Genomic DNA, 14,158 nt, shown 5'->3' with positions numbered 1-14,158 from the left:
CGTTCCAGGTGATGCCTGGTACGTGTGGGCGCCAGGCCCCAGCCTGGAGCGCCGGACCTCAGAGGACCGCACGAAAGGACGCGGTGTCCGACACCGACGTCGCAGGAGACCCGAGTGGACCTGTACGAGTACCAGGCGAAGGACCTCTTCGCCGCCCATGACGTCCCGGTACTTCCGGGCGACGTGGCGACCACCCCCGCCGAAGCCAAGGCCATCGCCGAGCGCTTCGGCCAGACCGTCGTGGTCAAGGCCCAGGTCAAGACCGGCGGCCGGGGCAAGGCGGGCGGCGTCAAGCTGGCCGAGACCCCGGACGAGACCGAAGTCAAGGCCGAGGCGATCCTCGGCCTCGACATCAAGGGCCACATCGTGCACCGCGTGCTCGTGACGCCGGCGTCCGACATCGCGGAGGAGTACTACTTCTCCTTCCTCCTCGACCGCGCCAACCGCACCTTCCTGGCCATGGCCAGCGTCGAGGGCGGCATGGACATCGAAGAGGTCGCCGCGACCAAGCCCGAGGCCCTGGCCAAGGTGCCGGTCGACGCGATCACCGGCGTGGACCGCGCGAAGGCCGACGAGATCGTGGCCGCCGCCAAGTTCCCGGCCGAGGTGGCCGACCAGGTCGCCGACGTGATCGTGAAGCTCTGGGAGACCTTCGTCTCCGAGGACGCCACGCTGGTCGAGGTCAACCCGCTCGTCCGCGACCCCGAGGGCAAGATCGTCGCCCTCGACGGCAAGGTCACGCTCGACGAGAACGCCGCCTTCCGCCACCCCGAGCACGAAGCGCTGGTGGACAAGCAGGCGGAGGACCCGCTGGAGGCCAAGGCGAAGGCCAAGGGCCTCAACTACGTCAAGCTGGACGGCCAGGTCGGCATCATCGGCAACGGCGCCGGTCTCGTGATGTCCACCCTGGACGTGGTGGCTTACGCGGGCGAGAAGCACAAGGGCGTCAAGCCCGCGAACTTCCTCGACATCGGCGGCGGCGCGTCGGCCGAGGTCATGGCCAACGGCCTGGACATCATCCTGCACGACCCGGACGTGCGTTCGGTGTTCGTGAACGTGTTCGGCGGCATCACCGCGTGCGACGCGGTCGCCAACGGCATCGTGGCCGCGCTGGAGATCCTGGGCGACGAGGCCAAGAAGCCGCTCGTGGTCCGACTCGACGGCAACAACGTGGAGGAAGGCAGGCGGATCCTCGCCGAGGCCAACCACCCGCTGGTCACCGTGGTGGACACAATGGACAACGCGGCCGACAAGGCCGCCGAGCTCGCGGCTGCGGGGGTCTGACGATGGCTATCTTCATCACCAAGGACAGCAAGGTCATCGTCCAGGGCATGACCGGCGCCGAGGGCACCAAGCACACCAAGCGGATGCTTGCCTCCGGCACGAACATCGTCGGCGGCGTGAACCCGCGCAAGGCCGGCGAGAAGGTCGACTTCGACGGCAACGTGCTGCCGGTGTTCGGTTCCGTGGCCGAGGCCATGAGCGCGACCGGCGCCGACGTGACCGTGATCTTCGTGCCGCCGGCGTTCGCCAAGGCGGCCGTGATCGAGGCGATCGACGCGGGCATCGGCCTGGCCGTCGTGATCACCGAGGGCATCCCGGTGCACGACACCGCCGCCTTCTGGGCGCACGCCGTCGCCACCGGCAACAAGACCCGGATCATCGGCCCGAACTGCCCCGGCCTGATCAGCCCCGGGCAGTCCAACGCGGGCATCATCCCGGCCAACATCTCCGGCCCGGGCAAGATCGGTCTGGTGTCGAAGTCCGGCACGCTGACCTACCAGATGATGTTCGAGCTGCGTGACTTCGGCTTCTCCACCGCCATCGGCATCGGCGGCGACCCGATCATCGGCACCACCCACATCGACGCGCTGGCGGCCTTCGAGGCCGACCCGGAGACCGCGGCGATCGTGATGATCGGCGAGATCGGCGGCGACGCCGAGGAGCGTGCGGCGGCGTACATCAAGGAGAACGTCACCAAGCCGGTCGTCGGCTACGTGGCGGGCTTCACCGCGCCCGAGGGCAAGACGATGGGCCACGCGGGCGCGATCGTGTCCGGCTCGGCCGGCACGGCGGCGGCCAAGAAGGAAGCCCTGGAGGCCGCGGGCGTCAAGGTCGGCAAGACGCCGAGCGAGACCGCCGGGCTGATGCGGGAGCTCATGCGGACGATCGGCTGACAGTCGTCCGTTCGTGCAACACACTGAGGGCCACCTCCACGCGGAGGTGGCCCTCGGCTCGTCACGACGTGGTCGGACGTGGTCGCCGAGCACATCCGGGGGAACCACGGGAGTCCGGTCATCGTCGGAGAGTGTGCATCGGCTAGCGTTCTGTCGAACCGACGTCAGAGCCACCAGGTGGAGGAGACCGCACCATGTCCCAGCCGTACGGCGCCCCTCAGCAGCAGCCGGGTCCGGCGCAGCCGGCGGTGGGCGTGAACCTGAACCTCATCCTCCCGCTGCTCGCGGCGGGGATGGCGTTCGTCGCGTACCTCCTCGCGTTCGCGGACGACGTGCACTCGGAGTCCTACCTGTACGCGGCGGGCACCCTCGCGGGTCTGTCGGTGCTGCCGAAGGCTCCCAGGGGCCTGCTGTACGCGGCCGTCCCGTTCGCGCTGATCCCGACGCTCGGGCTGCTCCAGGGTCTGATCACGACCGAAGCCGACGTCCAGGGCATGCAGATCGTGCTGCTGCTGGTGGCGCTGCTGGAGACGGCGGCCGTCGTGCTCACGCTGCTGCTCGAGGTCGGCGTCGTGAACTTCCAGCCGAAGGCGGCCAACATCTACGGCCAGCCCGGTGGCTGGAACCCGCAGTCCGGTGGCTTCCCGCCGCCCGGACAGCAGCAGCCGCAGCAGTTCGGCCCGCCGTCCGGCCAGTTCGGCCAGCCGGTGCAGCCGCAGCAGGGCCAGCAGCCGAACCAGCCGCAGCCGACGTCCTACATGCCGCAGCCGGGCCAGTTCGGTCAGCCCGGTCAGGCCGTTCCGCCGCCGCCGCAGCAGCAGCCGGGCCAGGGCACCCCGCCCGGCGGGTTCGGCGGACCGCAGCAGGGCTGAGCCAAGGTCGAGCGAGGGGTGGCACCGGATCTCCGGTGCCACCCCTTTTCGCGTACCCGGCGAGCCTGGCCCGAACGGCTCATCGGTACTGGGACAGTGGGAGGATGTCGGTGCAGCAAACGACTTCGCACGGCGTCGTGACGGATTCCGTCCGCCCGCCCGAGTTCTCCCGCGCCGAACGGGTGCGGGTGCTCACCATGACCGCCGCCGGTTCGGTGGTCGTCGGCTACGCGGCGGTGGCCGCGCTGCTCGCGCTGGTCTCGTCGACGGCCGCGCACGCGTCGTTCTCCACCACGGGTGTGCTCACCGCCGCCGCGCCGGGTTGGCTGGTCGCGCACCACGTGCCGCTGCGGTTCGACGGCGGGCAGCTCGGCCTGCTGCCGTTGCTGCCGACGGCGCTGGTGATGCTGCTGGTGTACCGGGCGGCGGCGAGCGCGGCGGACCGGTTGGGGCTGTTCGAGCCGCTGCAGGCCAGGTCGGTGGTGTTCGCGATCGCGGGCACGCACGCCGTGGTCGGCAGCGTGATCGCGTTCCTGATGGGTGACGACGGTCCGGTGCGGGCGACGCCGGCGGTGGCGTTCTTCGGGTGTGCGGCGGTGTCCGCGCTGGCGGCCGTCGCGGGGGTCGCGCAGCGGTGCGGCCTGGTGGAGGTCGTGTTCGAGCGGATCGACCCGGTGGCCCGGCGAGGGCTGCGCGCGGGTGCGCTCGCGTTGTTCGCGCTGGCCGCGGCGGGTGCGTTCCTGTTGGCGCTGGGCCTGGTGTTCTCGTGGTCCACCACCGCGTCGCTGTTCCGCCCGGCCGGCGGCACGGTCGGCACCGGCCTCGGCATCTGGTTGATGTGCGTGGCGTACCTGCCGAACGCGGTGGTCGGCGCGCTGTCGTACGTGGTGGGCTCGGGGTTCTCGATCGGGTCGGTGGTGGTCGGACCGCTGGAGTTCACCGGCGGCCCCGTGCCCGCCGTGCCGCTGCTGGCCGCGATGCCCGACGAGCAGGCGGCCTACCTGCCGCTGGTGCTGATCCTGCCCGGTGTGGTGGGTGTGCTGGCCGGGTTCTCGCTGCGCAACGCCGCCGAGACGCCCCGGTCACGGGTGCGCGCGGTGCTGGTCGCGGCGGTGGCGGCGGGTGTCGGCACGCTGGTGCTGGCGGCGGTCGCAGGTGGCACGTTGGGCGGTGGGGTGTTCAACCCGGTGACCATCCCGGCCGGGCTGCTGGCGGTGTTGACGTTCGGCTGGGTGACCGTGCCGGGGGCGATCGTGGCCTGGTTCGCCGGGCCCCGGCCGCCGCGGGTGGTGGAGCCCGAGCCCGAGCCGGAAGCCGAGGTCGTCGTGGAGGACTATGACGAGGACTTCGACGAGGACTACGACGAGGACGAGGACGAGGACGGGGACGAGGCTTTGGACGAGGCTTTGTACGAAGAAGAGGTCGAAGAGTTGGAGGACGAAGTAGAGGAAGAGGAGGGCGAAGAGGACGATCTCGACGAGCACGACCTGGACGAGTACGACGACCTCGAAGAGTTCGAGGATGTCGACGCTGCGGACGCTGACGCCGCGGACGCCGACGGTTCCGATGTCGAGGATTCCGCCGACGAGGCAGCTGCCCCCGGTGAGGCCGACGGCGCCGAGGAGCAGGACGAGGCCGACCCGGACCTGGCCGACAAGCCCCGGTAGCCAACGCCTAGGCTGCTCTTGAGCTGCTGTGACAGTCCCCAGCAAGGAGAGCACGCTGAGCGCCGCGACCACACTCCGGCTTCCCGTCCCCGCCAGGGTCGTCGTCCTCGTTTCCGGTTCCGGCACCCTGTTGCAGGCGTTGCTGGACGCGGCGGCCGATCCCGGGTACCCGGTGAAGGTGGTCGCCGTCGGCGCCGACCGTGACGGCATCGAGGGCCTGAGCCGCGCCGAGCGCGTCGGCGTCCCCGGTTTCACGGTGAAGCTGCGCGACCACGTCGACCGCCCCGCCTGGGACACCGCGCTGGCCGACGCCGTCGAGGCGCACAAGCCCGACCTGGTGGTCTCCGCGGGCTTCATGAAGATCCTCGGACCCGACTTCCTGGCCCGCTTCGGCGGTCGGATGGTCAACACCCACCCCGCCCTGCTGCCCGCCTTCCCCGGTGCGCACGGCGTCCGCGACGCCGTCGACTACGGCGTGAAGGTGACCGGCGCGACCGTGCACCTGGTGGACGGTGGTGTGGACACCGGGCCGATCCTGGCCCAGGAGGCGGTCGTCGTCGCCGATGACGACGATGTCGAAAGCCTGCACGAGCGCATCAAGATGGTGGAGCGGCGGCTGCTCGTCGACGTGGTCGCCCGCTTGGCCCGCGAGGGCTGCACCGTGAACGGACGAAAGGTGAGCATCCCGTGACCACTCCTGCCGAGAGGCGACCGGTTCGTCGGGCCCTGATCGGGGTGTCCGACAAGTCGGGGCTGTTGGAACTGGCCACCGGCCTGCACGCGGCCGGGGTCGAGATCGTCTCCACCGGCGGCACGGCGCGCACGCTCGCCGACGCGGGGGTGCCGGTCACCCCGGTCGAGCAGGTCACCGGGTTCCCGGAGGCGCTGGACGGCCGGGTGAAGACGCTGCACCCCGGCGTGCACGCGGGCCTGCTCGCGGACACCCGGCGTTCGTCGCACGTGGAGACGCTGCGCGAGCTGGGCATCGAGCCGTTCGACCTGCTCGTGGTGAACCTGTACCCGTTCACCCAGACGGTGGCTTCGGGCGCGTCCGCGGACGAGTGCGTGGAGCAGATCGACATCGGCGGTCCGGCCATGGTGCGGGCGTCGGCGAAGAACCACGCCAGCGTTGCCGTCGTGGTGGACCCGTCGCGGTACTCGTGGGTGTTGGAGCAGGTCGGGGACGGCGGGTTCACCCTGGCGGACCGGCAGCGGTTGGCCGTGGACGCGTTCCGGCATACCGCGTCGTACGACGTGGCGGTGGCTTCGTGGCTGGGCAGCGTGGTCGCGCCCGACGACGAGGGCTCGGGTTTCCCCGGCTGGGTCGGCGCGACGTGGAACCGCAAGCAGGTGCTGCGGTACGGCGAGAACCCGCACCAGCGGGCGGCGCTGTACACGCAGGGCGACGGGCGTTCCGGCCTGGCGACGGCGTCGCAGCTGCACGGCAAGGAGATGTCCTACAACAACTTCGTCGACGCGGACGCCGCGTGGCGTGCGGCGTGGGACCACGAGCTGCCGTGCGTGGCGATCATCAAGCACGCCAACCCCTGCGGTATCGCGGTGTCCCATGTGGACGGTCCGGGTGCGATCGCCGAGGCGCACCGCAACGCGCACGCGTGCGACCCGGTGAGCGCGTTCGGCGGGGTGATCGCGGCGAACCGCGAGGTCACCGTGGAGCTGGCCGAGCAGGTCGCGGAGATCTTCACCGAGGTCGTCATCGCGCCTTCGTACGCGGACGGTGCGGTGGACGTGCTGACGCGCAAGAAGAACGTGCGCATCCTGGTCGCGCCGGAGCCCGAGCGCGGCGGGGTGGAGATGCGTGCGGTGTCCGGAGGGCTGCTGTTGCAGACCGCGGACACCATCGAGGCCGAGGGTGACGATCCGGCCAAGTGGACGTTGGCGTGCGGCGCCCCGTTGGACGAGGCGGGGCTGGCGGACCTGGCGTTCGTCTGGCGGGCGTGCCGGGCGGTGAAGTCGAACGCGATCCTGCTGGCGTCCGGCGGCGCGACCGTCGGCGCGGGCATGGGTCAGGTCAACCGGGTGGACGCGGCACGGCTCGCGGTCGCGCGCGCGGGTGACCGGGCGCGGGGCTCGGTGGCCGCGTCGGACGCCTTCTTCCCGTTCCCGGACGGGCTGGAGGTGCTGGTGGAGGCCGGTGTGCGGGCGATCGTGCAGCCCGGTGGGTCGGTCCGTGACCCCGAGGTGATCGCGGCGGCGGAGGCGGCCGGTGCGACCGTGTACCTGACCGGCACGCGGCACTTCGCGCACTGATCTTTGGTCGGTCGGGGGCTCTTCGCTTGGTGCGAGGAGCCCCCGTGCTCGTTACTGTCGTTACTTCACTTCACTTCGCTTCACTTTGCGATCAGTTCTTCGGCTGTCTTGCGGGCGATGTCCTCCGCGTCGACGACCGGGAACGGCGAGTCGGTGAAGAAACCCTTGTCGTGGCCTGAGTAGCGGATGTTCCAGACGACCGGGCCCTTGCGGACCAGCAGGTTCACCTCGGTCAGGTCGCCGGCGTCGGACGGGATGACGATCATCGCCTCGTCGCCCAAGCCGTCGATCGGCTTGGCCTGCTGGCCGGCGGCGTACGACGTGAAGCCTTTGTAGCTGCCTTTGGCCGATTCGATGTTGCGGTCATTCTTCTCGGAGAACTCGGCGTAGTCGTAGACGTGGAAGCCGAGGGTGCGCGGGTTGCGGCCGTCCTTGCCCTTGGTCTGGCCCCACATGCAGTGGCTGTGCTTCATGCCCGAGTCGTTGTCGGCGGGTGCTTGGAGGAGGCGGAAGCTGCTGACGTGCGCCTGTGACTTGAGGTCGGCGCTCAGGGCGCACTCGGCGACCGGGTCCGTGCCGGAGCCGCCTCCGGGTTCGTCGGTGTAGCTCAGGTAGAACGAGCCGAGGACGCCGCCGGCGGTGAGCACGACCACTGCGACGATGATTCCGACGACCAGCCCGGTCCGTTTTTTCTTGGGCGGCTGAGGGCCGTACGCGCCCTGGTGTTGAGGGCTGGGGTGTTGAGGGCCTGGGTGAGGGCCGGGGTGGTGGAGGCCGGGCGGTTGGGTGCCGGGTGGCTGGGGGCCGTACCCGCCTGGCTGTTGGTATCCGCCCGGTGGCTGAAGGTCGGGGTGGACGCCCGATTGGCCGTAGCCGGGGGGTTGGCCGGGCGGGCCGTAGCCCGGTGCTCCCGGTGGCGGCTGTGGAGCGCCGAAGCCGGGCTGGGGCTGAGGCTGTCGAGGCTGGTTCTGCGGGTGCTGAGGTGCGTTCACGGTTCCCCCCGTGTTTGTCGATCGATGCGCGCGGGAGTCTGCCGGCCACCCGATCGGGGGCGCCGTTGGCATTGACAGCGGTGGGCTGCTTCGGGATAAGATCGTCGTGTCGTTCGAACACACGTTCGACAGACAGGTCGCCGACTTCCCACGGCGATCCGCGCACAGGGGTGCGCGCGGATCAGTGGGAGGAGGGTGGGTGTCCAGGTCGGCAACGGCGACGCTGACCGCGCTCGGGGTAGGCGCGGCGGGCGGGCTGACCACGGCACCGGCCTCGGCTCTGCCGGTTCGCGGGGAACTGGCAGAGCTCCTCCCTTGGGGCGGCCTGCGGCGGGGCAGCACGGTGTCGGTGCGCGGGTCGACATCGTTGCTGCTCGCGCTGGTGGCCGAAGCGACGACGGAAGGGTGCTGGGCGGCTTTTGTAGGCCTGCCGCGGTGCGGGGCACTCGCGGCGGCCGAACTGGGGGTGGCCGTCCATCGGCTCGCCCTGGTCCCCCATCCTGGGAGGGACCAGGGCGAGGTCGAGAAGACCATCGCGGCCCTGCTCGACGGGTTCGACCTGGTCGTGGTAGCCACGCCGGTCACTCCGGCGACGTCCCGCAAGCTCTCGGCCCGAGCCCGTCACCGCAAAGCCGTCCTGCTGCCGTTCGCGGTCGCGTGGCCGGGCGCCGATGTGGAATTGACCGCGACCCCTGGCCCGTGGACGGGCTTGGAAGCCGGTCACGGCGTGCTGTCCGCTCGGACCGTCACGGTCCAGGCGACCGGGCGGGGCGCCGCCGCCAGACCGAGGCAAACCCGTCTTCCTCTTCCGGCTCAGCCGGTTCAGCCGGTTCAGTCGGGGACCGCGACGCCGCGTCCCACTTTGGTTCCTCTCACCGCACCGCATGTCACCGCACCGCATGTCACCGCACCGCGTCCGACGACAGCCGAGGCGGTGTGACCGGTGCTGCCCGCCTCACGCCCTCCCGCCTCACGTCCCACTGAAGAGGTGAATCCCCTGTACACGCTTGCCGTTTGGTGTCCCGATTGGCCGGTGGTGGCGGCTTCCGCAGAGGCCGCGCTCCCGCCGCACGTGCCTGCCGCCGTGATCGGATCGGGTGAAGTCGTCGCCTGTTCGGCGGTCGCGCGGGCGGAGGGGGTGCGTCGTGGGATGCGACGGCGCGCGGCTCAGGGGCAGTGTCCCGAGTTGGTCGTCTTCGACTACGACGAGGTGCGTGACGCCCGGCTTTTCGAACCGGTCGCGGTGGCGGTGGAGGAGCTCGCGCCGGGGATCGAGGTGGTCCGGCCAGGGCTGGTGGTCGTCGCGGCCCAGGGCCCGGTCGGCTACTACAAGTCCGCCGAGCAGGCCGCCGAACGCCTGGTGGACCAGGTGGCGGTCAGCGTCGGAGTGGAAGCGCAGGTCGGTTTCGCCGACGGGCTGTTCGCGGCGACCCTGGCCGCGCATCGAGGGCTGATCGTGCCGCCTGGCGGTACCAGCGAATTCCTCGCGCCGCTGGGTGTCCACGAACTCGACCAACCCGCCGAGCACCGCGCGGACCGGGCCGAGTTGGTCGACCTGTTGCGCCGCCTCGGTCTGCGCACTCTCGGCGCGTTCGCCGCCATCCCCGAACGGGACGTCGCCACCCGCTTCGGCCGCGCGGCCGTGCTGGCCCACCGGTTGGCCGCCGGGATGGAGGAACGACCCCGGTCCCGCCGCCGGCCGCCGCCCGAGCTGTCGGTCACCCGGCGCCTCGACCCGCCGATCGACCGGGTCGACGCGGCGGCGTTCGCGGCCAAGGGCCTCGCCGAACGCCTGCACACGGGCCTCGCCGACCGAGGCTTGGCCTGCACCCGCCTCGGTATCCGGGCCACGACGGAGAACGGCGAGGAACTGCACCGGGTGTGGCGCTGCGCCGACCCGCTCACCCCCCAGGGCATCGCGGACCGCGTCCGCTGGCAACTCGACGGCTGGCTCACCCGTGCTCACCTCAACCGGGCCGGGCTCACCGCCGTTATCCACCTGCTCCGACTCGATCCGGAAGAGGTGGTCGACGCCACCGTCCTGCAACTGGGCCTGTGGCCGGGCGCGGGGCAGGACCAGGGTGAGGCGGCCGAACGCGCGGCGCGGGCGATGGTGCACGTCCAAGGCCTGCTCGGGCCGGACGCCGTGCTCACGCCCGTGCTCGGTGGTGGACGTGGGCCGGTCGAGCGGGTGCGGCTGGTGCCGTGGGGCGACGAGCGCACCCCGGCGGCGGACCCGGACCAGCCGTGGCCGGGGCAGCTGCCCGCGCCGTCGCCGGCGACGGTGTTCAGCGAACCCGAGCCGGTCGCGTTGCTGGACGAGTCGGGCGCGGACGTCGTGGTCACCGGGTACGCCGAGCTGGTCGTCCAGCCGCACCGGATCGTGCACGCCGGACGGACGCGGCAGGTCGTGGCGTGGTCGGGGCCGTGGCCGGTGGACGAGCGCTGGTGGGACGAGGAGACCGCGATGCGTGGCGCGCGGCTCCAGGTGCTGGGTACCGCTTCGGACGGCGAGGAACTGGCGTTCCTGCTGATCCGGGCGGGTGGGAAGTGGGCGGTGGAAGGGGTGTACGACTGATGAGCGGTGACTTTTTCGAGTGGGATCGCCGTGGTTTGGCTGAGTGGTTGGCCGACTTCGGTGTGTCGGGTCAGGGTGACGTGCTGGGTCGGGGTGACGGGCAGGGTGGCGGGTTGGGTCAGCGTGGCGGGCTGGGTCGGGGTGGCGTGCCTGAGCAGCGTGGTGGGCCGGCTTACGTGGTGAGTTTCGGTTGGCTCCCGTCGCAGCTGCCCCCGACGTCGCCGATCCCGGCGCCTCGGCGAGCTCCCGACGACTTGCGCTGATGGGCTGGAACAACCCTCCGGTCCGCTGGTCGGAGCTGGAACGCGCGCTGTCGGGCCGAGCGTCAGCGAAAGACGCTCCGGTCCCGGACGGCGGCGACAGTCCGGCGTGGACGCGCCATCGTGACCGCTACGAGGCGCCGTCCGATTTCGCGGTCAAGGTGGACGACCTCGGTGCGACCCGCAACCGCGTCCCGTACGTCGAGCTGCACTGCCACTCCAACTTCAGCTTCCTCGACGGCGCGAGCCACCCCGAAGAGCTGGTGGAAGCGGCGCAGCAGCTCGGGTTGGACGGGGTGGCGTTGACCGACCACGACGGCATGTACGGCGTGGTGCGGTTCGCGGAGGCGGCCAAGGAACTCGGCATGCGCACGGTGTTCGGCACCGAGCTGAGCCTCGGACTGTCCGCACCGCAGAACGGTGTGCCCGACCCGGAAGGCGAGCACCTCCTCCTGCTGGCCACGAACCGCGACGGCTATCACGCGTTGTGCCGCACGATCACCACCGGCCAACTCGCCGACGGTAGCGAGAAAGGACGGCCGGTCTACCGGTTGGACGAGGTCGTCGCGGACACCAAGGACGACTGCGTCGTGCTCACCGGCTGCCGCAAGGGCTCGGTGCGCCGGGCGTTGACGCGGGAAGGCCCGGAGGCGGCGTTCGCCCAGCTGCGCCGGCTGGTCGATCTCTACGGTGCGGACCGGGTGTTCGTGGAGCTGACCGACCACGGCTACCCCGAGGACGGCCCGCGCAATGATCTGCTGTGGGGCATGGCCCACGACCTGGGGTTGCCGACCGTGGCGACGAACGCCGTGCACTACGCGGTGCCCGCGCGTGGTCGGTTGGCCGCGGCGATGGCGGCCGTGCGGGCACGGCGCAGCCTGGACGAGATGACCGGCTGGCTGCCTCCCGGCCGCACCGCGTGCCTGCGGTCGGGGGCGGAGATGGCCCGCCGGTTCGCCCGTTTCCCCGGCGCGGTGCACCGCTCGGCCGTGCTCGGCATGCAGTGCCAGTTCGACCTGAAGCTCATCGCGCCGCAACTGCCGCCGTTCGACGTGCCGGCCGGTCACGACGAGAACAGCCACCTGCGTGAGCTGACCTACGCGGGCGCGGCCCGTCGTTATCGGTCCATCGGCGAGAACCCCAGGGCCTACCGGCAGATCGAGCACGAGCTGAAGATCATCGAGAAGTTGAACTTCCCCGGTTACTTCCTCGTCGTGCACGACATCGTCTCGTTCTGCCGGCGCAACGACATCCTGTGCCAGGGCCGCGGCTCGGCCGCGAACTCCGCGGTCTGCTACGCGCTGGGCATCACCAACGTCGACGCGGTCCGGTTCGACCTCCTCTTCGAGCGCTTCCTGGCCCCGGCACGGGACGGCCCTCCCGACATCGACCTCGACATCGAATCGGACCGCCGCGAGGAGGCCATCCAGTACGTCTACCGCAAGTACGGACGACGGCACGCCGCGCAGGTCGCGAACGTCATCAGCTACCGCGGTCGGTCGGCGATCCGGGACGTGGCGCGGGCACTCGGCTACTCGGTCGGCCAGCAGGACGCGTGGAGCAAGCAGATCGACCGCTGGGGCCCACTACGGTCCACAGTGGACGAAGGTGGCATACCGCGTCCGGTGTTGGAGTTGGCCGCCGAGTTGGAGAACTTCCCGCGCCACCTGGGCATCCACTCCGGCGGCATGGTCATCTGCGACCGGCCGGTCAGCGAGGTGTGTCCGGTGGAGAAGGGCCGGATGGCCGACCGCACGGTGTTGCAGTGGGACAAGGACGATTGCGCCTCCATCGGGTTGGTGAAGTTCGACCTGCTCGGACTGGGAATGCTCTCGGCCCTGCACTACGCCATCGACCTGGTGCGCGAGCACGAGGGCATCGAGGTCGACATCGGCAACCTCGACCTGGAGGACCAACGCGTCTACGAGATGTTGCAGCGCGCCGATTCGGTTGGTGTCTTCCAAGTGGAGAGTCGCGCCCAGATGGCCACCCTCCCTCGGCTCAAGCCGCGGACGTTCTACGACTTGGTGGTCGAGGTCGCCCTGATCCGCCCCGGCCCGATCCAGGGCGGCTCGGTGCACCCCTACATCCGCCGCCGGAACGGGAAGGAGGAGTGGGATTACGACCACCCCCTGCTGGAGGGTGCGCTCAAGAAGACCCTCGGCGTGCCGCTGTTCCAGGAACAGTTGATGCAGATCGCCGTCGACGTGGCCGACTTCAGCCCCGCCGAGGCCGACGAATTGCGCCGAGCCATGGGCGCCAAACGCTCCACGCACCGGATGGAACGCCTCCGCGACCGCTTTTACGAGGGCGCCGAAGCGAAAGGCGTCGGTCCCGAACTGGCCGAGCAGATCTACGCGAAACTGTTGGCGTTCGCCAACTTCGGCTTCCCGGAAAGCCACGCGCTCAGCTTCGCGCACATCGTTTTCGTCAGCTCCTGGTTCAAGCTCTACCACCCGGCCGCGTTCTGTGCGGCTCTGCTGCGTGCTCAGCCCATGGGCTTCTATTCACCTCAATCACTTGTTGCGGATGCCCGTCGTCACGGTGTGCGTGTGCTTGGGCCTGATGTCAATGCCAGCCTTGCGCACGCGACCCTTGAGTTGGTTGATGGTGAGGGTGGCGGTGAACAAGCTGTGCGTATCGGGTTGGGGGGTATTCGGAGTGTGGGTCAGAAGGTTGCCGAAGCTGTGGTTGCGGAACGGGAATCGGGGGGTGGGCCGTATGTGGATATGGCGGATTTCGGTGCCAGGGTCCGGCTGAGCACTGCTCAGGTGGAGGCTATGGCTACTGCGGGTGCGTTTGGTTGTTTTGGTCTTGATCGGCGTGCTGCGCTGTGGTCGGCGGGGGCTGTGGCGAAGATCCGGCCTGATCGGTTGCCTGGGACTGTGGTGGGTACTGATGCGCCTGCTCTGCCCGGTATGGACGAGGTGGAACTGGCGGTTGCGGATGTCTGGGCTATGGGGTTGTCACCGGACAGTTTTCCGACCGAGTTCGTGCGTGATCGGTTGGTCGGGCTGGGGGCACTGACGACGGCTGAGTTGGTTCGGGTGCCCAACGGCACCAGGGTGTTGATCGGTGGTGCTGTCACGCATCGGCAGCGGCCCGGTACTGCGGGGGGTGTCACGTTCCTCAATATCGAGGACGAGACTGGAATGGTGAACGTGGTGTGTACGACGGGGTTGTGGGCTCGTTATCGGAAGGTTGCTCGGAGTAGTCCTGCGTTGCTTGTCCGGGGGGTGGTTGAATCGGCTGAAGGGGTTATCAGTATTCGGGCTGAGCGGTTGCAGCAGTTGGATCTGCGTATACCGTCTCGGTCTCGGGATTTTCGGTGAGGTGAGGTG

At 70.1% G+C, this 14,158-nt stretch carries 10 protein-coding genes; 9 read left to right on the top strand and 1 reads right to left on the bottom strand.

Translation table 11 applies throughout. From position 1 onward, the window contains the following. Window positions 1-114: 114 nt before the first annotated feature. The 6 genes from sucC (at window position 115) to purH (ending at window position 6,987) form a co-directional block, all read left to right on the top strand. Window positions 115-1,284, top strand: a complete 1,170-nt coding sequence (gene sucC / locus F4560_RS28950; RefSeq protein ID WP_184925260.1) for an ADP-forming succinate--CoA ligase subunit beta — start codon at window positions 115-117, stop codon at window positions 1,282-1,284. Between the two features lie 2 nt (window positions 1,285-1,286). After that, complete coding sequence (gene sucD / locus F4560_RS28945) at window positions 1,287-2,177, top strand: succinate--CoA ligase subunit alpha (protein WP_184925257.1); 891 nt, start codon at window positions 1,287-1,289, stop codon at window positions 2,175-2,177. Between the two features lie 194 nt (window positions 2,178-2,371). Continuing rightward, a complete protein-coding gene (locus tag F4560_RS28940) occupies window positions 2,372-3,049 on the top strand; it encodes a DUF5336 domain-containing protein (protein ID WP_184925254.1) in 678 nt (225 codons plus the stop codon). A 104-nt stretch (window positions 3,050-3,153) separates the two neighbouring features. After that, window positions 3,154-4,716, top strand: coding sequence for a cell division protein PerM (locus tag F4560_RS28935; protein ID WP_184925251.1), 1,563 nt, complete (start codon window positions 3,154-3,156; stop codon window positions 4,714-4,716). A gap of 55 nt (window positions 4,717-4,771) precedes the next feature. Then, complete coding sequence (purN, locus tag F4560_RS28930; protein WP_184929461.1) at window positions 4,772-5,407, top strand: phosphoribosylglycinamide formyltransferase; 636 nt, start codon at window positions 4,772-4,774, stop codon at window positions 5,405-5,407. After that, entirely contained in the window at window positions 5,404-6,987 is a 1,584-nt protein-coding gene (purH, locus tag F4560_RS28925) for a bifunctional phosphoribosylaminoimidazolecarboxamide formyltransferase/IMP cyclohydrolase (RefSeq protein ID WP_184925248.1), read from the top strand. Before purN ends, purH begins: the two co-directional genes overlap by 4 nt. 80 nt (window positions 6,988-7,067) lie before the next feature. On the opposite strand, the gene F4560_RS28920 is transcribed toward purH, so the two are convergent. Next, the gene (locus F4560_RS28920) at window positions 7,068-7,640 is read right to left on the bottom strand and encodes a hypothetical protein (RefSeq protein ID WP_184925245.1); all 573 of its coding nucleotides are present in this window, start codon (window positions 7,638-7,640) and stop codon (window positions 7,068-7,070) included. Window positions 7,641-8,178: 538 nt separating this feature from the next. Here F4560_RS28920 and imuA' point away from each other — a divergent pair. From imuA' to F4560_RS28905, 3 genes are all read left to right on the top strand, one after another. Beyond that, window positions 8,179-8,919, top strand: coding sequence for a DnaE2-dependent mutagenesis accessory factor ImuA' (gene imuA', locus F4560_RS28915; RefSeq protein WP_184925242.1), 741 nt, complete (start codon window positions 8,179-8,181; stop codon window positions 8,917-8,919). 48 nt (window positions 8,920-8,967) lie between these two features. Continuing rightward, window positions 8,968-10,557 (top strand): DNA polymerase Y family protein, encoded by a 1,590-nt coding sequence (locus tag F4560_RS28910; RefSeq protein WP_184925239.1) that lies wholly within the window; start codon window positions 8,968-8,970, stop codon window positions 10,555-10,557. Window positions 10,558-10,819: 262 nt separating this feature from the next. Further along, window positions 10,820-14,149, top strand: coding sequence for an error-prone DNA polymerase (locus tag F4560_RS28905; protein WP_184929460.1), 3,330 nt, complete (start codon window positions 10,820-10,822; stop codon window positions 14,147-14,149). Window positions 14,150-14,158 lie beyond the last annotated feature (9 nt).

Source organism: Saccharothrix ecbatanensis, from assembly GCF_014205015.1.
Taxonomy (GTDB): Bacteria; Actinomycetota; Actinomycetes; order Mycobacteriales; family Pseudonocardiaceae; genus Actinosynnema; species Actinosynnema ecbatanense.
Note: the sequence above shows the minus strand (reverse complement) of the source record. Positions and strands in the feature narration are given on the sequence as shown.